The 21510-nt window shown below is 65.2% G+C and carries 15 protein-coding genes and 2 tRNA genes; 9 read left to right on the top strand and 8 right to left on the bottom strand.

The features are described from left to right. The first annotated feature begins 47 nt into the window (after nucleotides 1-47). The 9 genes from XI08_RS22035 (at nucleotide 48) to XI08_RS22075 (ending at nucleotide 9343) form a co-directional block, all read left to right on the top strand. A tRNA-Leu gene (locus XI08_RS22035) sits at nucleotides 48-132 on the top strand. Between the two features lie 177 nt (nucleotides 133-309). Continuing rightward, a complete protein-coding gene (gene tig, locus XI08_RS22040; protein WP_271575947.1) occupies nucleotides 310-1671 on the top strand; it encodes a trigger factor in 1362 nt (453 codons plus the stop codon). Between the two features lie 289 nt (nucleotides 1672-1960). Then, nucleotides 1961-2596 (top strand): ATP-dependent Clp protease proteolytic subunit, encoded by a 636-nt coding sequence (locus XI08_RS22045; RefSeq protein WP_011087708.1) that lies wholly within the window; start codon nucleotides 1961-1963, stop codon nucleotides 2594-2596. Nucleotides 2597-3044: 448 nt separating this feature from the next. After that, complete coding sequence (clpX, locus tag XI08_RS22050; protein ID WP_008547851.1) at nucleotides 3045-4316, top strand: ATP-dependent Clp protease ATP-binding subunit ClpX; 1272 nt, start codon at nucleotides 3045-3047, stop codon at nucleotides 4314-4316. A gap of 324 nt (nucleotides 4317-4640) precedes the next feature. Then, nucleotides 4641-7064 carry an endopeptidase La gene (gene lon, locus XI08_RS22055; RefSeq protein ID WP_027547359.1) on the top strand — a complete coding sequence of 808 codons (2424 nt, stop codon included), beginning with the start codon at nucleotides 4641-4643 and terminating at the stop codon, nucleotides 7062-7064. A 70-nt stretch (nucleotides 7065-7134) separates the two neighbouring features. After that, entirely contained in the window at nucleotides 7135-7539 is a 405-nt protein-coding gene (locus tag XI08_RS22060) for a GFA family protein (protein WP_271575948.1), read from the top strand. 49 nt (nucleotides 7540-7588) lie between these two features. Further along, nucleotides 7589-7665, top strand: a tRNA-Val gene (locus XI08_RS22065). 119 nt (nucleotides 7666-7784) lie between these two features. Then, nucleotides 7785-8393 carry an acetyltransferase gene (locus tag XI08_RS22070; RefSeq protein ID WP_271575949.1) on the top strand — a complete coding sequence of 203 codons (609 nt, stop codon included), beginning with the start codon at nucleotides 7785-7787 and terminating at the stop codon, nucleotides 8391-8393. Nucleotides 8394-8482: 89 nt separating this feature from the next. After that, complete coding sequence (locus XI08_RS22075) at nucleotides 8483-9343, top strand: class I SAM-dependent methyltransferase (RefSeq protein WP_271575950.1); 861 nt, start codon at nucleotides 8483-8485, stop codon at nucleotides 9341-9343. Nucleotides 9344-9467: 124 nt separating this feature from the next. Here XI08_RS22075 and XI08_RS22080 read toward each other — a convergent pair whose 3' ends face one another. From XI08_RS22080 to XI08_RS22115, 8 genes are all read right to left on the bottom strand, one after another. After that, nucleotides 9468-10460, bottom strand: coding sequence for a cation diffusion facilitator family transporter (locus XI08_RS22080; RefSeq protein WP_271575951.1), 993 nt, complete (start codon nucleotides 10458-10460; stop codon nucleotides 9468-9470). 2 nt (nucleotides 10461-10462) lie between these two features. Beyond that, nucleotides 10463-13675: a divalent metal ion exporter subunit IhpC gene (gene ihpC / locus XI08_RS22085; RefSeq protein ID WP_271575952.1), complete on the bottom strand. Its 3213-nt coding sequence runs from the start codon at nucleotides 13673-13675 to the stop codon at nucleotides 10463-10465. After that, nucleotides 13668-14645 (bottom strand): divalent metal ion exporter adaptor subunit IhpB, encoded by a 978-nt coding sequence (ihpB, locus tag XI08_RS22090; protein WP_271575953.1) that lies wholly within the window; start codon nucleotides 14643-14645, stop codon nucleotides 13668-13670. Before ihpB ends, ihpC begins: the two co-directional genes overlap by 8 nt. Then, on the bottom strand, nucleotides 14642-15916 hold the full coding sequence (ihpA, locus tag XI08_RS22095) for a divalent metal ion exporter subunit IhpA (RefSeq protein WP_271575954.1): 1275 nt from the start codon (nucleotides 15914-15916) through the stop codon (nucleotides 14642-14644). Before ihpA ends, ihpB begins: the two co-directional genes overlap by 4 nt. A gap of 55 nt (nucleotides 15917-15971) precedes the next feature. Further along, on the bottom strand, nucleotides 15972-16337 hold the full coding sequence (locus XI08_RS22100) for a hypothetical protein (protein WP_271575955.1): 366 nt from the start codon (nucleotides 16335-16337) through the stop codon (nucleotides 15972-15974). Nucleotides 16338-16486: 149 nt separating this feature from the next. Then, nucleotides 16487-19645 (bottom strand): efflux RND transporter permease subunit, encoded by a 3159-nt coding sequence (locus XI08_RS22105; protein WP_271575956.1) that lies wholly within the window; start codon nucleotides 19643-19645, stop codon nucleotides 16487-16489. Then, nucleotides 19642-21063: an efflux RND transporter periplasmic adaptor subunit gene (locus XI08_RS22110; RefSeq protein WP_271575957.1), complete on the bottom strand. Its 1422-nt coding sequence runs from the start codon at nucleotides 21061-21063 to the stop codon at nucleotides 19642-19644. The genes XI08_RS22105 and XI08_RS22110 overlap by 4 nt, the downstream gene beginning before the upstream one ends. After that, the gene (locus XI08_RS22115; RefSeq protein WP_271575958.1) at nucleotides 21060-21458 is read right to left on the bottom strand and encodes a FixH family protein; all 399 of its coding nucleotides are present in this window, start codon (nucleotides 21456-21458) and stop codon (nucleotides 21060-21062) included. Before XI08_RS22115 ends, XI08_RS22110 begins: the two co-directional genes overlap by 4 nt. Nucleotides 21459-21510 lie beyond the last annotated feature (52 nt).

Consider the following 21510-nt stretch of genomic DNA (forward strand, 5'->3'; position numbering starts at 1 on the left):
AAGCCCGGCCGCCCGCGGCATCGCGGCCGGTCTTGATGCAAATTCACGCGGGCGTGGCGGAACTGGTAGACGCGCTGGATTTAGGTTCCAGTGACGAAAGTTGTGGGGGTTCGAGTCCCTCCGCCCGCACCAAGCGCTTTCAGCGTTTGCACGGATTACCAAAGGGCCTCGCTTCGTGCGGACGTTTTCCGTCGGGAGCAGGGCTCTGATGAACCACCGGCATTGAGGCGTTTGCCTCGCGTCGGATCGATTAATGACAGCGTCCCGACGCATGCGTGCCGGGACCGAACGAGAAGAAGATTGGACGCCATGCAGGTCACAGAAACCCTCTCGGAAGGTTTGAAGCACGAGTTCAAGATCAGCGTTCCCGCGTCTGATCTCGACGCCAAGGCCGGCGCCAAGCTCGTCGACCTCAAGGACAAGGTCCGCATCAACGGCTTCCGTCCCGGCAAGGTGCCGGTCACCCATCTCAAGAAGGTCTATGGCCGCTCGGTGATGGCCGAGACCATCGACCAGACCATCCGCGACACCAACACGCAGCTGTTCTCCGAGCGCGGCTTCCGCCTCGCGACCGAGCCGAAGATCACGATGCCGAGCGAGCAGGCCGAGGTCGAGGAGCTGCTGAGCGGCAAGACCGATCTGACCTACACGGTCGCGATCGAGGTGGTGCCGTCGATCGCGCTCGCCGACTTCAAGACCTTCCAGGTCGAGAAGCCCGTGGCTGACGTTACCGACTCCGACGTCGACGAGGCGATCAAGCGCATCGCCGACAGCAACCGCGGCTATGCCGCGAAGGCCGAGGGCGCCAAGGCCGAGTCCGGCGACCGCGTCACCGTCAGCTTCAAGGGCACCATCAACGGCGAAGCCTTCGAGGGCGGCACCGGCGAGGGCATCCAGGTCGTGATCGGCTCCAACACCTTCATCCCCGGCTTCGAGGAGCAGCTCACCGGCATCGGCGCGGGCGAGACGCGCACGCTGAAGGTGTCGTTCCCCAAGAACTACATGAACGACAAGCTCGCCGGCCAGCCGGCCGAGTTCGAGACCACCGCGACCACGATCGAAGCGCCGCAGGACATTGCGATCGACGACGAGTTCGCCAAGACGCTCGGCCTCGAATCGCTGGACAAGCTGAAGGAAGCCGCGCGCGAGCGTCTGGTTGCCGAGTTCGCGGGTGCGACGCGCCAGCGCGTCAAGCGCGCGCTGCTCGACCGCCTCGACGAGGCGCATCGCTTCGAGGCGCCGCCCTCGCTCGTCGACGAGGAGTTCAATCTGATGTGGAACTCGGTCAAGGCCGAGATGGACTCGGCCGGCAAGACCTTTGCCGACGAGGACACCACTGAAGACAAGGCGAAGGAAGAGTACCGCAAGATCGCCGACCGCCGGGTGCGGCTCGGCCTCGTGCTCTCCGAGATCGGCGAGAAGAACAAGATCACCGTGACCGACGACGAGGTCGGCCGCGCCGTGATCGAGCGCGCTCGTTCGATGCCCGGCCGTGAGAAGGAAGTCTGGGACTATTACCGCAGCAACGCCCAGGCGCTGGCCCAGCTCCGTGCACCGATCTACGAGGACAAGGTCGTCGACTTCATCCTCGAGCTCGCCAACGTGACCGAGAAGAAGGTCTCGCGCGAGGACCTCTACAAGGACGACGAGGCGGAAAAGACCGCGGCCTGAAGGCTTTGAGACAGTCTTCTATTAAGGATGATCAGCGGAAGGGCCCGGCTAGCCATGTGGCTGGCTGGGCCTTTTTGCGAGAATCAGCTTCAAGTGCCCGGCGGATTAAGCCTTAATTCGCTCCGCACTTGTCTGGCGCGAATTGGGCTATATCTGTCGGTACACCCTGTACCCAAATTTCTACGCTACCAACTTCCTGCATCACGGGCGTCCATCGGCCTTCCGGCAATTCCAGCCAAACTGGCAGCCAAGAGTGGCGATGACCGCCTCCGAAAACCCTAGGTGACTCATGCGCGATCCGGTTGAAACCTACATGAACCTCGTGCCCATGGTGGTCGAGCAGACCAACCGTGGCGAGCGCGCCTACGACATTTTCTCGCGCCTGCTGAAAGAGCGCATCATTTTCCTGACCGGTCCGGTCGAGGACGGCATGTCGACGCTGGTTGTCGCGCAGCTGCTGTTCCTTGAAGCGGAAAATCCGAAGAAGGAAATCTCGATGTACATCAACTCGCCGGGCGGCGTGGTGACGTCGGGCCTTGCGATCTACGACACCATGCAGTTCATCCGCCCGCCGGTCTCGACGCTGTGCACGGGGCAGGCGGCTTCGATGGGCTCGCTGCTGCTCGCCGCCGGCGAGAAGGACATGCGCTTCTCGCTGCCGAACGCGCGCATCATGGTGCACCAGCCCTCTGGCGGCTTCCAGGGTCAGGCCACCGACATCATGCTGCACGCGCAGGAAATCCTGAACCTGAAGAAGCGGCTCAACGAGATCTACGTGAAGCACACCGGCCAGACCTACAAGACGATCGAGGATGCGCTGGAACGCGACAAGTTCCTGACCGCCAACGACGCCAAGGAGTTCGGCCTGGTCGACAGGGTCATCGACAAGCGCGCCGAAGAGCCGGCAGCAGCGAAGACCCAGTAGCACTACTGGTCGGCAACGGCGATCCCTCGGGGTCGCCGGGGACCTCCAGGGGAGCGTTCACGTTTAGAACTCGTGTGCGCATCGCAAAACGCCGTTTTGTGCCCTGCGACAGGCTGAAAGTTCCGCTTTCGTGCTTGTTTTTCGTGGCAATCCAGCAACGCCGGGGTGATTTCGATCACTTCGCCCGTGCCAAGACCTGAAATCACGGTATTGTCACGGGTAGCCGGCGAGCCCCGATTAGCGAATTCTTGATAGTCGGGTGACAGCATGGTTGGCTACGAATGATCCGCTATGATCGCGGAAGAATCGAGTGACCGCGATTCGCACGGGATGTAACGCGTAGGGTCTTTTTTGGTACGGAATTTGCTCTATTTGAGCTTCATACCGACCGGTGTGTCGGGATGGAGCGATCGAGCGGAACGGGATCGAACCGCGGACGGAGACATGAATGAGTAAGGTCGGCACGAGCGACTCCAAGAACACGCTATATTGCTCGTTCTGCGGCAAGAGCCAGCACGAAGTCCGCAAACTGATCGCGGGTCCCACGGTCTTCATTTGCGACGAGTGCGTCGAGCTTTGCATGGACATCATCCGCGAGGAGAACAAGTCCTCGCTGGTCAAGTCGCGCGACGGCATTCCGACGCCGAAGGAAATCTGCAAGGTGCTGGACGATTACGTGATCGGCCAGAGCCATGCGAAGAAGGTCCTGTCGGTCGCGGTGCACAACCACTACAAGCGCCTCAACCACCAGACCAAGCACAACGACGTCGAGCTCGCGAAGTCGAACATCCTGCTGATCGGTCCGACCGGTTCGGGCAAGACGCTGCTCGCGCAGACGCTCGCCCGCATCCTGGACGTGCCGTTCACGATGGCGGACGCGACGACGCTGACCGAAGCCGGCTATGTCGGTGAGGACGTCGAGAACATCATCCTGAAGCTGCTCCAGGCCGCCGACTACAATGTCGAGCGCGCCCAGCGCGGCATCGTCTACATCGACGAAATCGACAAGATCAGCCGCAAGTCCGACAATCCCTCGATCACGCGCGACGTGTCGGGTGAGGGCGTGCAGCAGGCGCTGTTGAAGATCATGGAAGGCACGGTGGCTTCGGTCCCGCCGCAGGGCGGCCGCAAGCATCCGCAGCAGGAGTTCCTGCAGGTGGATACCACCAACATCCTGTTCATCTGCGGCGGCGCCTTCGCCGGGCTCGAGAAGATCATCTCGGCGCGCGGACGGTCGACCTCGATCGGCTTCGGCGCCCAGGTGCTCGCGCCGGAGGACCGCCGTACCGGCGAGATCTTCCGTCACGTCGAGCCTGAGGATCTCCTGAAGTACGGCCTCATCCCCGAGTTCGTCGGCCGTCTGCCTGTCGTGGCGACGCTCGAGGATCTGGACGAGACCTCGCTGAAGAAGATCCTGACCGAGCCGAAGAACGCGCTGGTGAAGCAGTATCAGCGCCTGTTCGAGATGGAGAACATCGAGCTGACCTTCGCCGACGAGGCGCTTGGCGCGGTCGCCCGCAAGGCGATCGAGCGCAAGACCGGCGCGCGAGGCCTGCGTTCGATCCTCGAGGCGATCCTGCTCGAGACCATGTTCGACCTGCCGGGTCTGGAAGGTGTGGAAGAAGTTGTGATTTCGCGCGAAGTCGTGGAAGGCACGGCCCGTCCGCTCTACATCTACGCCGATCGATCCGATCGTGCCGTCGAGAACGCCAGCGCCTGATTTGCGGCGCTGGAACGCTCCAATCGTCCTGAGAGGTGACGGCTGCGGAATGCATCTCCGCAGCCGAGTTTGCGTCGCTTACCCGTGTGCGCAAGCGCCTGATGGCGCGCGTTTTTCAATGACTTGACACCCCCCGGGTCGATAGCCACCTAATGTCGGCGGCGAGCGTGAATTCTCTTCAAGATTCGCCTCAGTTCCGATCCGGCAAGCCCGGTCCGCCCTTCGAATGGTAGACCGGTTTTGTGGATCACCTCGGCACCTTGTGGCGGTTGCGCATGAGCATGGCGGGCTGCGTGCAAGGGGGCAAAGCAAAAGGAAAAGGCCATGACTAATCCAAAACCCCGGCCAACCATCGTCCATGGCGAGACGCACGCTTATCCCGTGCTTCCCTTGCGCGACATCGTCGTCTTTCCGCACATGATCGTGCCGCTCTTCGTCGGCCGCGAGAAGTCGATCCGCGCGCTCGAAGAGGTGATGAAGAACGACGCGCTGATCATGCTCGCAACGCAGAAGAACGCGTCCGACGATGATCCGGCGCCCGATGCGATTTACGAGACCGGTACGCTTGCCAGCGTGCTCCAGCTCTTGAAGCTTCCCGACGGCACCGTGAAGGTGCTGGTCGAAGGGCTCGAGCGTGCGCGCGTGCAGAAATACACCGATCGCGCCGACTACTATGAAGCGACCGCCATCGCGCTGGCCGACACCGATGCGAAGTCGGTCGAGGCGGAGGCGCTGGCGCGCTCGGTCGTGTCCGACTTCGAGAGCTATGTGAAGCTCAACAAGAAGATCTCGGCCGAGGTCGTCGGCGTCGTGCAGGCGATCACCGATTTCGCCAAGCTCGCCGACACCGTCGCCTCCCATCTCGCCGTCAAGATCGCGGATCGCCAGGGTATCCTGGAGACGCTGTCGGTCACCACGCGCCTCGAGAAGGTGCTGGGCCTGATGGAGAGCGAGATCTCGGTGCTCCAGGTCGAGAAGCGCATCCGCTCGCGCGTCAAGCGCCAGATGGAGAAGACCCAGCGCGAGTATTATCTCAACGAGCAGATGAAGGCGATCCAGAAGGAACTCGGCGACGACGACGGTCGCGACGAGCTCGCCGATCTCGAAGAGAAGATCTCCAAGACCAAGCTCTCCAAGGAAGCGCGCGAGAAGGCGCAGCACGAATTGAAGAAGCTGCGCCAGATGTCGCCGATGTCCGCGGAAGCGACCGTCGTGCGCAACTATCTGGATTGGCTGCTGTCGATCCCGTGGAACAAGAAGTCCAAGGTCAAGAAGGACCTGGAATCGGCGCAAGCCATCCTGGACTCCGATCACTACGGACTGGAGAAGGTCAAGGAACGCATCGTCGAGTATCTCGCGGTGCAGTCGCGCGCCAACAAGCTGACGGGACCGATCCTGTGCCTCGTCGGACCTCCCGGCGTCGGCAAGACCTCGCTCGGCAAGTCGATCGCGAAGGCGACCGGGCGCGAGTTCGTGCGCGTCTCGCTCGGCGGGGTGCGCGACGAGGCCGAGATCCGCGGTCACCGCCGCACCTATATCGGCTCGATGCCCGGCAAGATCATCCAGTCGATGCGGAAAGCCAAGTCGTCCAATCCGCTGTTCCTGCTGGACGAGATCGACAAGATGGGCGCCGACTTCCGCGGCGATCCGTCCTCGGCTTTGCTCGAGGTCCTCGACCCCGAGCAGAACGGGACCTTCAACGACCACTATCTCGAGGTCGACTACGATCTGTCCAACGTGATGTTCATCACGACCGCGAATACGCTCAATATTCCGGGACCGCTGATGGATCGCATGGAGATCATCCGGATCGCGGGCTACACCGAGAACGAGAAGGTCGAGATCGCGCGCAAGCATCTGATCCCGAACGCGGTGTCCAAACACGGCCTGGACTCCAAGGAGTTCTCGATCGACGACGACGCGCTGCTGCTGCTGATCCGCCGCTACACCCGCGAAGCGGGCGTGCGTAACCTGGAGCGTGAGCTCTCCACACTCGCCCGCAAGGCGGTGAAGGAGCTGATGATCTCCAAGAAGAAGTCGGTCAAGGTCACCGAGAAGTCTCTCGAAGAGCTTCTGGGTGTGCCGAAGTACCGCTTCGGCGAGATCGAGAGCGAGCCGCAGGTCGGCATCGTCACCGGCCTTGCCTGGACCGATGTCGGTGGCGAGCTCTTGACCATCGAAGGCGTCATGATGCCCGGCAAGGGCAAGATGACGGTCACGGGCAACCTGCGCGACGTGATGAAGGAATCGATCTCGGCGGCGGCGTCCTACGTCCGCTCGCGCGCGATCGTCTACGGCATCGAGCCGCCGCTGTTCGACCGGCGCGACATCCACGTGCACGTGCCGGAAGGCGCGACGCCGAAGGACGGTCCGTCGGCGGGCGTGGCAATGGCCACCGCGATCATCTCGGTCATGACCGGCATTCCGGTTCGCCACGATGTCGCGATGACCGGCGAGATCACGCTGCGCGGCCGCGTGCTGCCGATCGGCGGTCTGAAGGAGAAGCTGCTGGCTGCTGCCCGCGGTGGCATCAAGACGGTGCTGATCCCCGAGGACAACGCCAAGGATCTCACGGAGATCTCCGATGCGATCAAGGGCGGCATGGAGATCATCCCGGTCTCGCGGCTGGATGACGTCGTCGCCAAGGCGCTGGTGAAGAAGCCGGTGCCGATCGTCTGGGAAGAGGACACCAAGGTGACGGTGAAGCCGGACGGCGACGAAGCCGCCGGCGGCCTGACCGCTCACTGATCTCCAGCGAAAGATGATAAAACGGCGCCTTCGGGCGCCGTTTTTGTTTTGAGGCAAGGGAACGAGGGCGATGCAGATCGACGGGCAATGCCATTGCGGGCAGATAACCTTTGAGGCCGAGATCGACCCCGAGGCGGTCTCGATCTGCCATTGCCGGGACTGCCAGACGCTGACGGGATCGCCGTTCCGGGTCACCGCGATCTGTTCCGCCGGCGACGTCAGGCTCACCGGCGGCACGCCGAAAATCTACGGTAAGCGCGGCGATAACGGCCGGATGCGCTTCCAGCATTTTTGCGCCGATTGCGGTTCCCCGCTGTTCACCGGCGGCGAGGGCGACCAGGCCGATGATTGGGGCATCCGCTGGGGCAGCATCCGCCAGCGCGACGCTCTGAGGCCCAGCCGGCAGATCTGGTGCCAGTCGGCGGCGGTCTGGATCGACGCCGTGCCGGCGCTGCCGGGGAGGCCGGGGGATTGATGTTCCGTACTTGCCCACCGAGGGCGGGTAGGGATAAAGAGGCGGCGAGGGGCGGTTAGCTCAGCTGGTTAGAGCATCTCGTTTACACCGAGAGGGTCCGCGGTTCGAATCCGTGACCGCCCACCAGATACGCTTGCTGATGCGGTCTATCCGGCCATCCGCGTCGGGTTATGTGATCCCTGGTCAAGGGAATGCTTCCAGGAGCGAAGGTGTCGTGATGGCCTACATGATGACGAAGACATCCCGTGGCTAAGGCATATATCTTCGGTGCGGGTGGCCATGCGCGCGTGATCGCCTCGTTCCTCGATGTAGCGCCGGTCTTTGTCGTTCGCAGCCTGGACGGCCAGGCGGCGCTGCCGGGAAGCATGATGTCCGAGGACGAGTATTTCCGTGAGCTCCCGCTCGGGGATGCCTACCTCGGAATAGGAGCCAACGCGGCGCGCGAACTCTGTGCATCGCGCTTGCGGGCAGCCAAGGTGAATATGCCGCCGTGCATCGCTCCGACAGCCTTTGTCGCGAGGGATGCCGAAATCGAGAGCGGCGCCGTGATCGGGGCCGGTGCTGTCATCGGCTCCAGAGCCCTGATCGGGCGCGACACGATCGTCAACACCCTTTCCAGCGTCGACCACGATTGTGCTCTCGGTGCGCTGTCCCAGGTGACGGTCGGCGTGACGTTCGGCGGCCGGGTCAGGGTTGGCGCCAATTGCTTCTTTGGCATGAAGAGCGGCGTCCTTCCGAACAGGATCATCGGCGACAATGTTCAGGTCATGGCTGGCAGCCTGATCAGTACCGATGTCGAGCCGAATGTCATGATGGGCGGAAATCCGGCGCAGCTCGTCAAGCGCATCGCTTGAGGCCCCGCGATCGGCGCGGGCCGCCGGCTTGCGGAATATGCACCATTACGAAGCGTAAACGGCGCGCGAGTGCGTGCGATGAGGTTCCGATGCAACAGCCCAGCGGTGACGCGCAGAACGCCGACCAGATCGCCTATTGGAACGGACCGAGCGGGCAGCGCTGGGCCGACCGCCATGCGGCGCAGGAGCGGCTACTCGGACCGATCGCCGATGTGCTGATCGCACGGGCCAAGCCGAAGCCGGGCGAGCGCGTGATCGACGTCGGCTGCGGCTCGGGTGCGACGACGGTCGCGTTTGCAAAGGAGGTTGCGCCGAACGGGCTTGCGCTCGGGCTCGACGTCTCCGAGCCGATGCTGTCGCAGGCACGGGCGCTGGCGCCGAATGGCCTGCCGCTCGAGTTCGTGCTGGCGGATGCGACGGTCCATCCGTTCGAGCCGGCGAGCTTTGATCTGCTCGCATCGCGCTTCGGCGTCATGTTCTTCGCCGATCCCATCGCGTCCTTCACCAACCTTCGCCGTGCGCTGAAGCCGTCCGGGCGGCTTGCCTTTGCCTGCTGGCGCGAGCCGAAGGAAAATCCCTGGATGATGGCGCCGCTAATGGCGGTCTACAAACACGTACCGAAGATGCCGCCGGTCGGGCCGGAGGAGCCGGGCCCGTTCGCCTTTGCATCGGAGGAGCGCGTGACGCGCATCCTGAAAGGTGCAGGCTTCGTCGATGTGGCGATGGAGCCGCACAATCTCGCGATGGATGTCGCGATCGGCGGCGGTCTCGATGCGGCCGTCGACGGCGCCTTGCAGATCGGCCCGGCCAGCCGCGCGCTCCAGGGCCATCCGCCGGAGACGTACCAGGCCGCAAAAGCCTCGATCCGCGAGATGCTGGCGCCGTTCCTGAAGGGACAGTCGGTGACGCTCCAGGGCGCGATCTGGATCGTGACGGCGAAGGCGGCGTAAGTCAGCGACTCTCACCGCGCTGTCATTGCGAGGAGCTCTTGCGACGAAGCAATCCAGGATGTGCCGCGGTGGTCGTCTGGATTGCTTCGCTTCGCTCGCAATGCCGGTGTGGGGGCAGAATGCCTCACACCACATCATCCGGCGCCAGCGCACAGCCACTGTCCGGATGCGTCTCGATCTGAAGCGTGGTGTGGCCGATGCGGAAGGACGCCTTCAGCAGTTGCGCGGTCTCCATCAGGAACGCATCGCCGCTACCTGCGGGCATGACGAGGTGGCAGGTCAGGGCCGTCTCGGTGGTCGAGATCGGCCAGACGTGAAGATCGTGGATGGCGGAGACGCCGGGCCGGTGCTGCAGAAACGCCCTGATGGCGGCAAGGTCGGTGCCCTTGGGGGCGGCCGCCATCGACATGTCGATGGAGCCGCGGAGCAGGCTGGTCGTGCTCCAGAGGATGGTGGCGCAGATGACGAGGCTGGTGACGGGATCGAGCCAGAGCCAGCCGGTCCAGATGATCAGCGCCGCCGAGACCACGACGCCGAGCGAGACGGCGGCGTCGGCGGCCATGTGCAGATAGGCGCCCTCGATGTTGATGTCGTCCTTGCGACCGCGCGCGAACAGCATGGCGGTGAAGCCGTTGACGAGGATGCCGATGCCGGCGACCACCATCACGGTCACCCCCGCGACCGGCTCCGGCTCGCGCAGGCGCAAAATCGCCTCCCAGCCGATCGCGCCGGTCGCGACCAGCAGGAACACCGCGTTGGCCAGTGCCGCCAGGATGGTCGAGGCACGCAGGCCATAGGTGAACCGGCCGCGCGGCGCGCGCCGCGCCGCGATCGAGGCGCCCCACGCCACGACCAGGCCGAGCACGTCGGAAAGATTGTGCCCGGCGTCCGCAAGCAGCGCGGTGGAGTTGCCGATATAGCCGTAGACCGCCTCGGCTACGACCAGCGCAATGTTGAGCGAAATGCCGATCGCGAACGCCTTGCCGAAACTGGCGGGGGCGTGGACATGCGCGTGGCCAAGACCGTGAGCATGGCTGTGGTCGTGACCATGGCCATGATCATGGGCGTGGCCGGCATGGTCATGATGATGATGGCCGTGATGGTCGTGGCTGCCCAAATCTAGCGCTCCCCGGAAGCTGCCAAATCAGGCGCCATTGTAGGCGTTTCGGTAGCCTCGTCACGCCGGAACAGCACGTAGAGCGCCGGCAGCACCAGGAGCGTCAGCACGGTCGAGGAGATGATGCCGCCGATCACCACGGTCGCAAGCGGCCGCTGCACCTCGGCGCCGGCACCTGTGGCGAGCGCCATCGGCACGAAGCCGAGGGAGGCGACGAGCGCGGTCATCAGCACTGGGCGCAGGCGGGTCAACGCGCCCTCGCGCACGGCCTCCGCAATGGGACGTCCCTCGCTGCGCAGCCGCTCGATGAAGGCGATGATGACGAGGCCGTTGAGCACGGCGACGCCCGACAGCGCAATGAAGCCGACGCCGGCGCTGATGGACAAGGGAATACCGCGCAGCAGGAGCGCGGCGACGCCGCCGGTCAGCGCCAGCGGCACGCCGGAGAACACGAGCGCCGCATCCGCCGCCGATCCCATGCCCATGAACAGCAGCAGGAACACCAGCAGCAGCGCCACCGGTACGACGATGGTCAGCCGCTTGGTGGCGGAGACCAGCTGCTCGAACTGTCCGCCCCAGCCGATCCAGTAGCCGGGCGGCAGCTTGACCTTCTCCGCGACCGCGTTCTGGGCCTCGGCGACAAAGGAGCGCAAATCGCGCCCCCTGACATTGGCCATCACGACCACGCGGCGCTTGCCGTTCTCGCGGCTGATCTGGTTCGGCCCGGGCGCGATCTCGATCGCCGCAACGGAGGACAGGGGGACGTAGCGCAGCGCCGTTCCCGATGCACCTGGCCAGGCGGTCTTGGTGACGGCTGCGGTATCCTCCCCCGGCGGCAGCGGGATCGGCAGCGACTTGATCGTGTCGGGGTTGGCACGCAGGCTTTCCGGCAGCCGCACCACGATGTCGAAGCGGCGATCGCCCTCGAACAGCTTTCCGACCGGCTTGCCGCCGATCGCGATCTCGACCAGGTTCTGCACCTCGCTCAGGCTGAGGCCGTAGCGCGACAGCGCCTGACGGTCGAGCCTGACGGTGAGGATCGGCAGGCCCGCGACCTGCTCGGTCTTGACGTCGGCGGCGCCCTCGATGCCGCGGACCACGCCGTTGACCTGCTGGGCGATGCCGGCGAGCACGTCGAGATCGTCGCCGAAGATCTTGACGCCGACGTCGCTGCGAATGCCGGCGATGAGCTCGTTGAAGCGCATCTGGATCGGCTGGGTCATGCCGTAAGCCGTGCCGGGCAGGGTGTTGGCGGCGCGTTCGATCTCCTCGATCACTTCGTTCTTCGGCTTGGCGGGATCGGGCCATTCGTCGCGCGGCTTCAGCGTGACATAGGTGTCGGCGACGTTCGGCGGCATCGGATCGTTGGCGATCTCGGCGGTACCGATCTTGGAGAAGATGGTGGCGACTTCCGGAACCTGCTTGACCGCCGTCTCCAGCCGGAGCTGCATGTCGACGCTCTGGGTCAGGCTGGTGCCGGGAATCCTTATGGTCTCGATGGTGATGTCGCCTTCGTCCAGGCTCGGGATGAATTCGCCGCCCATGCGCGTCGCGGCGAAGACGCTGCCGGCGACGATCAGCACGGCGCCCAACGCGACGCTGCCGCGGTAGCGGACGGCGCGGTCGAGCAGGGGAACGTAGAGCCGCTTGGCCGCCCGCATGAAGATGTTTTCCTTCTCCGAGACCTTGCCGCTGACGAAGATCGCCACCGCGGCCGGGACGAAGGTGATCGACAACAGCGCCGCCCCCGCGAGCGCCATCAGCACGGTCAGGGCCATCGGCGTGAACATCTTGCCCTCGGTCCCCGTCAGGGTCAGAACCGGCAGGTAGACCACGGCAATGATGAGCGTGCCGAACAGGCTCGGCTTGATGACCTCGCTGCTTGCGGCGCGGATGGTCTCCATCCGTTCCTCGAGCGACAGCAGCCGGCCGCGCCGGCGCTGCTCGGCAGCGAGCAGCCGCAGGCAGTTTTCGACGATGATGACCGCGCCGTCGACGATGATGCCGAAGTCGATTGCGCCCAGACTCATCAGATTGGCGCTGACCTTGCTCTCGACCATGCCCGATATCGTGAACAGCATCGACAGCGGGATGACGCAGGCCGTGATCAGCGCGGCGCGGATGTTGCCGAGGATCAGGAACAGCACCGCGATCACCAGCGCCGCGCCTTCGACGAGGTTCTTCTCGACGGTCTGGATGGTCGCTTCCACCAGATGCGTGCGGTCGTAGACGGCGCGCGCGATCACGCCGTCGGGAAGCGATTTCGCGATCTCCGTGAGCCTGGCCTTCACGCGCTGGGCCACGGTGCGGCTGTTCTCGCCGATCAGCAGCATGGCGGTGCCGAGGACGGTCTCGCTGCCGTTCGTGGTCGCAGCGCCCGAGCGCAGGTCCTGGCCTTCCTGGACGTCGGCGACGTCGCGGATGCGCACCGGCACGCCGCCGCGCGAGCCGATCACGACGTCGCGGATCTCCTCGATATTGGCGACCTGGCCGGGCGCGCGGACGAGATATTGCTCGCCGTTGCGCTCGATATAGCCGGCGCCGACATTGGCGTTGTTGGCGGCCAGCGCCGTCATGATGTCGCGGAAGCCGAGCTTGTAGGCCATCAGCCGGCCGGGGATCGGCAGCACGTGGAATTGCCGCTCATGACCGCCGATCGAGTTGACCTCGATCACGCCGGGGATGGTGCGCAGTTGCGGCTTGATGATCCAGTCCTGGATGGTGCGCAGTTCCGTCGGCGTGAACTCGGTGCCGGACGGCGACTTCGCGCCGGCCTTGGCCTCGACCGAGTAGACATAGATCTCGCCGAGCCCGGTCGAGATCGGCCCCATCGCGACCTCGGTGCCTGCAGGCAGCTGGTCCTTTGCCTGCTGGATGCGCTCGTTGACGAGCTGGCGCGCAAAATAGATGTCGGTGCCGTCCTGGAATACGACGGTGACCTGGCTAAGGCCGTAACGTGAGATCGAGCGGGTGTAGTCGAGCCTGGGCAGGCCGCCCATCGCGGTCTCGATCGGGAAGGTGATGCGCTGTTCGGCTTCGAGCGGCGACAGGCCCGGCGCGCGCGTGTTGATCTGGACTTGGACGTTGGTGACGTCGGGTACCGCGTCGATCGGCAGGCGGGTGAAATTCCAGGCGCCGAAGGCGCCGGCCGCGAGCGCGAACAGGACCACGAGCCATCGTTGACGAATGGAGAATGCGAGGAGGGCGTCAATCATGGTCGGCGTCTCCCTTGCCCATCTCCGCCTTGACCACAAAACTGTTCTCGGCGACGTAGCGCTCGCCGACGGAGAGCCCTGCGCGGATCTCAACGAATTTCGGATCGGAGTCGCCGAGCTCCACGGGGCGCGCCTCGATCTTGTCGCCGTCCTCGCGGACGAACACGATGGTCCTGTTCTCCAGCGTCTGGATCGCGCTTCGGCGCACGGCAACTGCGACGTTGCGGGCGGCCAGGATCAGCCGCGCCGTGACGAACAGGCCGGGGCGAAGCCGGCCATCGGGATTCGGCAGCACCACGCGCGCCAGCGCGGTCTGGGTCTCGCTCGAGCCGATCGGTGCCATGTAGGAGATCGCGCCCTTGATCTCGCCGCGGCCATCGTCGGGATCGATCAGCACTTCGTCGTTGAGGCGGACGCGCCGGAGGTCCTGCCGGTAGATCGACAGATCGACCCAGATGCTGGAGAGGTCGGCGACGACGAAGGCCGGTTTCTGCTCGGAGGCGTATTCGCCGAGCGAGATCTGCCGCTCGATGACGGTGCCGGCGATCGGCGCCTTCAGCTCGTAGACGGTGAGGCTCTGGTTGCTCTCGATCGCGGCGAGCAGGTCGTCTCTGGCGACCCTGTCGCCGATGCGCTTCTGGATCGATTTTGCAATTCCGGGAAAGCGGGGGGTGACCTGAACGACCGCCTCCTGGTTGGCGCGCAGGATGCCGTTGAAGGCCAGCGTGTCGGTCAGCGTGGCGCCCGCGGCCTCCGCCAGCATGACGCCGGCGGCGGCCAGCTTGACGTCGGAGATGCGGATGCGGTCGGCACCGTGCTCGTCCTGCTCGACATGGTCGTTCGGTTTCTCCGGCTTCTTGTCGGCGGCATGCTCGGTCGGTGCGACCTTGGCCGGTGCAAGCATGGCGTAGCCATAGGCACCGAGCGCTGCGGTGACGATCGCGACGAGGATGGTGGAGGATGTCTTCATCGTGCGCCCTCCCGGGCCAGTGCAAAGGGATTGCCGACGAGACCTTCGATGGTCGCCACACCGGCATGGAAATTCTGGAGCGCCTCCTGCTCGCGCAGCCGCGCCTGCGCGACGCTGGCCTGGGCATCGAGGACTTCGAGCAGGGTGAAGCGGCCCTGGCCGTAACCTTGCGAGATCGCTTCCGCAGCCTCGGTGGCTTTGGGGATGGCGGTCTCGCGCAGCACGGCGAGCTCGCGCAGCGAGCCCTGGAGCGAGTCGTAGGCGCGGCCCGCAATCACGATCAGCGTGTTGCGGTTGGCCTCGCGCTCGGCCCTGGTCTTGGCGAGGCTTTCCTGCGCGGAGAGGATGTTGCCCTGGTTCTGGTCGAACACGGGGATCGGCACGGAGACGGTGAGGCGCGCCGCATCGTCATTGGTCTCGTTGAAATGGCGCCAGCCGGCCGCGATCCGCACGTCCGGATAGGGCTTGAGCCGCGCCATCAAGAGTTCGGCATTGCGCTGGGCAAAGACCGCCGTCCAGCGCACCAGTTGCGGATTGGCATCGATGGCGGCGATCACCGCCTGGAAGGAGGGCGGGCGTCCCGTGGTGTCGAGCCGGCCGGAGACCTCTCCGAATTTCGCCGCTGGATCGCCCATCAGCACCGCCAGCTCGCGCCGGGCACTCGCCAGCGTCGCCTTGAGGCGTTCGCGATCGGCCTTGACCAGCGCGGAGGCGACCTCGGCGCGGCCGGTCTCGGCCGGCGAGGAGGCGCCGGCCTCGACCCGGCGGCGCAGCAGCGGCGTCAGCCGGTCGATCGCGGCGATCTGCTCTTCCATGATCTGGATTCTGCGCTGCGCGCCGAGCACGCTCAGGAAGGCGATTGCGGTCTCCGACAGCACCTCCAACCTGACACCTTTGCGCTGGATCGCGGCGACCTCGATGCCGGCCTGTCCGGCCGCGATCCTGGCGTCGCGCTTGCCGAACAGCTCGAAGGCCTGGCTGATCTGGAGCGTGGTCTCGGCCGATCGCGTGCCGCGATAGATGCCCGACCCGAATGAATTGTCCTGTTCATAGGACAGTTCCGGATTGAGAAGGGCGCCGGCCTGGATGCGTTGTCCCGAGGCAATGCCGACGTCGCGCTCCGCCGCCGTCAGGCGCGGGCTCGCGGCCAGCGCGCGCGAGAGCGCCGCGCGCATCGTCAGCGTCTGGGCGTGTGACGTCAGCACCAGGGGTGGGCTGATGAGAATAGCCGTCGCGCACGCGATGCGCGCGGCCAGTCGCCTGCAAAACATGAACAGAACCTGTGAAGGAGAACCGGTGGGCGCGATGGACGCCCGGCTGATCCGTTCAGGTCAGGTGTTTGGGGGGCGGAGAGTCCGTATCGGGCGCGATGCCGGCGAGCGCCGGCTGCCGCTGCGGGACCGGCGCGGGCATCACCTCGGCCGCGGCTTCCGGTTGCACCGGTTGCACGACGGCGACGGAGAAACAGCCGTGGCAGTGATGGCCGGCAAACGCCTTGTGATCGCCATGGCCGGCCGCGCCGTCTTCGAGCATCGAGGCGATCTCCGAGCCGCCGGACGGGCTGGTGACGTCGATGTCGTGGGCGCCGTGGAGCGCGCTAGAGAGCAGATACATGACCGCGACGAGCACAGCCACGAGCCCACGCCAGTTGCGCGTGTAGCTCAGTCTGAAGGGCCGGCGGTTCAGGACCACGAATTCATTCTCGCTGTCGGTTCGGCTGGCCTAGCATGGCGGCGGGAACAGTGTCGACCCGCAATAATGTTACGTGTGGGGAACTCAACGTCGCAGCCGCAGCTCACGATGCGACTGCGACCGGCTCGCAACATACGGCCGTGACGCGTTCATTCGGCGGCCTCCGGAAGCTGCTCCGACGCGATAACCCCATCGCCGGTGCGCAGCCCAAAGCCCTTCACCAGACCGAAGATTGCGGGGATCACGATCAGCGTCAGCAGCGTCGACGAGATCATGCCGCCGATCATGGGCACGGCAATCCGCTGCATGATCTCCGAGCCCGTTCCGCTGCTCCACATGATCGGCAGCAGGCCGGCCATGATCGCAACCACCGTCATCATCTTCGGGCGGACGCGTTCGACGGCGCCTTCCATGATCGCCTTGTCGAGATCGGCGCGGGTCAGGGCACGGCCAGCATGCGCGCAGCGCGCCTTGGTCTCGGCGAGGGCCTGGTTGAGATAGATCAGCATCACCACGCCGGTCTCGGCCGCCACGCCCGCGAGCGCGATGAAGCCGACCGCGACCGCGACCGAGAGGTTGAAGCCGAGCCACCACATCAGCCACAGGCCGCCGACGAGGGCGAAGGGCAGGGAGAGCATCACGATCATGGTCTCGGTGATCGAGCGGAAGTTGAGGTAGAGCAGCAGGAAGATGATCAGTAGCGTCACCGGCACCACGATCTTCAGCCGCGCGGTGGCGCGCTCCAGATATTCGTATTGCCCGCTCCAGACCACATAATAGCCTGCTGGGAACTGGACGCTCGCCTGCACCGCCGCCCTCGCATCGGCGACATAGCCGCCGAGGTCACGGTCGCGGATGTCGACATAGATATAGGTGGCGAGCTGTCCGTTCTCGGTTCGGATCGAGGTTGGCCCGCGCGCCGGCGTGACGCTCGCGACCTCGCCGAGCGGAACGGCGCCGCCGCCCGGCATCGGCACCAGGATGTCGCTGGCGATCGCCTTCGGATTGTCGCGCAGATCGCGCGGATAGCGCATGTTGACGGTGAAGCGCTGCCGGCCCTCGACGGTCGTCGTCACCGTCTGGCCGCCGAGCGCGGTCGCGATCGTGTCCTGAACGTCCTGCACCATGATGCCGTAGCGCGACAGCGCCTCGCGGTCCGGCGTGATCTCGAGATAGTAGCCGCCGAGGCTCCGCTCGGCATAGGCCGAGGAGGTGCCGGGCACCGCCTTGATCACCTGCTCGATCTGCCGGGCCAGTCTGTCGATCCCGGCGAGATCGGTGCCCATGACCTTGATGCCAACGGGGGTGCGGATGCCGGTCGAGAGCATGTCGATGCGGGCCTTGATCGGCATCGTCCAGGCGTTGGAGACGCCCGGAAACTGCAGCGCCTTGTCCATCTCGGCGATCAGGCTGTCGATAGTCACGCCGGCGCGCCACTCGTTCTTCGGCTTGAGGTCGACGATGGTCTCGAACATTTCCGATGGCGCCGGATCGGTCGCGGTGGCCGCGCGGCCGGCCTTGCCGTAGACCGAGGCCACTTCCGGAAACGACCGGATGATGCGGTCCTGGGTCTGCATCAGCTCGGCCGCCTTGGTCACGGATATGCCGGGCAGCGTCGTCGGCATATAGAGCAGGGTGCCTTCGTTGAGGTTCGGCATGAACTCGGAGCCGAGCCGGCCTGCCGGCCAGATCGAGGCGGCGAGCACGCCGAGCGCGAGCAGGATCACCGGGATCCGCGCCCGCAGTACGCCTGATATCACCGGCCGGTAGATCCAGATCAGGAAGCGGTTGATCGGGTTCTTGTGCTCCGGGATGATCCTGCCGCGGACGAAGATCACCATCAGCGCCGGCACCAGCGTGACCGACAGCAGCGCCGCCGCCGCCATCGCAAAAGTCTTGGTGAAGGCGAGCGGGCTGAACAGCCGGCCCTCCTGCGATTCCAGCGTGAAGATCGGCATGAACGAGACGGTGATAATCAGCAGGCTGAAGAACAGCGCCGGGCCGACCTCGGCGGCGGCCTCGATCAGGATCGCCACCCGCGAATGGCCGGGCTCGGCGCGCTCGAGATGCTTGTGCGCGTTCTCGATCATGACGATCGCGGCGTCGATCATGGCGCCGATCGCGATCGCGATGCCGCCGAGGCTCATGATGTTGGAGCCGATCCCGAGCAGCTTCATCGCCCCGAACGCCATCAGCACCCCGACGGGGAGCATCAGGATGGCGACCAGCGCGCTGCGGACATGCAACAGGAACACGATGCAGACCAGGGCCACCACGATGCTCTCCTCGAGCAGCGTGTGCCTGAGCGTCTCGATCGCGGCCTTGATCAGGTTGGAGCGATCGTAGACCGGAACGATCTCGACCGATTTCGGCAGGCTGGTTGCGATCTCCCTGAACCGCTTCTTGACGCTCTCGATCACGTCGAGCGCGTTCATGCCGAAACGCTGCAGCACGATGCCGCTCGCCACCTCGCCCTCGCCGTTGAGCTCGGCGATGCCCCGCCGCTCGTCCGGCCCGAGCTCGACGCGGGCGACGTCGCGCAGCTTGACCGGCGTTCCGTTGTCGGTCTTCAGCACGATGCTGCCGAGATCGTCGACGTTTTTCAGATAGCCCTTGCCGCGGATGACATACTCGAACTCGGAGAGCTCGACGGTGCGGCCGCCGACGTCGGCATTGCTGGCGCGGATGGCGTCGCGCATCTTTTGCATGGTGATGCCGAGATCGCGCATGCGCTGCGGATCGAGGATGACGTTGTACTGCCTGACGAAGCCGCCGACGCTGGCGACCTCCGCGACGCCTTCGGCCTTGGCGAGGGCGAATTTCAGGTTCCAGTCCTGGATCGTCCGGGTCTCGGCGAGGTTCAACTCCTTGGACATCACGGCGTATTGGTAGACCCAGCCGACGCCGGTGGCGTCAGGGCCGATCGTGGGCGCGACGCCAGCGGGCAGCCGCGCCGCCGCGCCGTTGAGGAATTCGAGCACGCGCGAGCGGGCCCAGTAGATGTCGGTACCGTCCTCGAAGATGACGTAGACGAAGGAGACGCCGAAGAAGGAGAAGCCGCGCACCACCTTCGACTTCGGCACGGTCAGCATCGCGGTGGTGAGGGGATAGGTGACCTGGTCCTCGATCACCTGGGGCGCCTGACCCTGATATTCGGTGTAGACGATGACTTGAGTGTCGGAGAGATCAGGGATGGCGTCCAGCGGCAGATGGAGCAAGGCATAGAGGCCGGCCGCCGCGGCAAAGCCGGTGCCAAACAGCACCAGCAGCAGGTTGCGGGCCGACCAGGCGATGATGCGCGCGATCATGGCTTGCCTCCCATGGCGTTGCCGCCTTCGGCGAGCCCCTTGAGCGCCGCCTTGAGGTTGCTCTCGGCGTCGATCAGGAAGTTGGCGGAGGTGACGATCGCATCGCCCTCGGCAAGCCCGTCGCGGATTTCGACATAGCCGTCACCCCGCCGTCCAAGCTTCACCTCGCGCGGCTCGAAGCGGCCCTGTCCCTTGTCGACCAGAACGGCCTGCCGGCTGCCGGTGTCGAGCACTGCGCTTTCGGCGACCGCCAGCACCGGCGCCGGATTGCCGGTATCGATCTCGGCATCGACATACATGTCGGGAAGCAACGCGAGATCGTCGTTGGCGAGTTCGATCCGTATCCGGGCCGTGCGCGTCTCCTTGTTCACCTGCGGATAGATGACGCCGATCCGGCCGTTGAAATCACGGCCGGGATAGCTGCGCGCCCGCACCGCCACGGGCTGGCCGACGGCGATGCCGCCGAGGTCGCGCTCGGCGACGTCGACGGTGGCCCACACCAGCGAGATATCGGCGATGCGAAACAGGACGTCGCCGGGCTGGGCGCGCATGCCCTCGACCGCGTTGCGCTGGAGTACGATGCCGTCGCGCGGCGATGACCATTGAATGGTGATCGGCACCGCGCGGCTTCGCTCCATCTCGGCGATGGCGGGCTCGGGAACGTCGAGATTGACCAGCCGCTGCCGCGAGCCGCGGCCGTAGGGTTCGATGCCCGCGGTCGCCTTCGACGTGATGGTCGCGAGATATTCGGCCGCTGCGGACGACACCGCTGGACTGTAGATCTCCATCAGCGGCTGCCCCCTGGTCACGCGGCTTCCGGTGGTGACGTCGGCAATCCTCTGCACGTAGCTCTCGGCGCGCATCGCGATCACCGAGACGCGGCGTTCGTCCAGCTGAATGGTGCCGGGCGCGTGCACCAGCGTCCGCAACCGGCGCAGTTCGGCAGGCTCCGATTTGACGCCGCTGCGCTGGATCTTGCCGGGCGAGAGCTTGACCGAGCCCTCGTCGCTGTCCTCGCCGTCATAGACAGCGATGTAATCCATCCCCATCGAATCCTTCTTCGGCACCGGCGAGGTGTCGGGCAGACCCATCGGGTTGCGGTAATATTTGATCTTGCGATCAGCCTTGTGCTCGGCCGCCGTCATCTCCGCGGGCTGCTCGGGCTCGTCGAAGCTGATGTCCGCGCCCGCAGGTACGGCACGATAGGCGCGGCCGTCCTCGGTGTTCTTCGGGGTCAGCGAATACAGCGGCTTGCCGTCCGGGTCCTGATAATAGATCGGGGCAACCGTATCCGCCGCGTTTGCCGAGGATACGATCGAGCCGTCATTCGGCTGCTGTCTCAGCAGCCCCGCGAACGGCATGACACCTGCCGCGGCGAGAATCGCAGCGGCAGTGCCGATGAGGACGCGGCGGGTCATTTCTCGGCCGTGACGAGGAGCTTGTTCTCGACCGTCCCGGTTTCGCTCTGCACCTTGGCACCGAGCGACAACTGCCAGCGCCCGGCCATGCCGAAGGTGGCCTTGAAGCGGTAGGTACCGGGCTCGGTGCCCGGCATCGGTGTGACCTTGGTGGCCATCTCCTGCATGCCGTCGGGCGCCATGTCGAGCCGGCTGGCGAAAATCACGGCATCCGGCACGGTCTTGCCGGAGGCCTTGTTGACCAGCCGCACCGTCACGATGCGATCGGCGCCGGCCTTGACGGTCGGCTGTACCAGCTGGAATTCGTAGTTCTTGATTTCGGCGCGCGCGGAAGCCGCAAACGCAGTGGCGATCAGCGCGGCCATGGCGGCGCGCGCGACGTTGGACGTTGTCATGATTTTCAATTCCTCGATGGGTCTGATGGAGCCGCCGGGACCGCGCGCAACG

This window comes from Bradyrhizobium sp. CCBAU 11361 (genome assembly GCF_028128935.1).
Lineage (GTDB): Bacteria > Pseudomonadota > Alphaproteobacteria > Rhizobiales > Xanthobacteraceae > Bradyrhizobium > Bradyrhizobium niftali.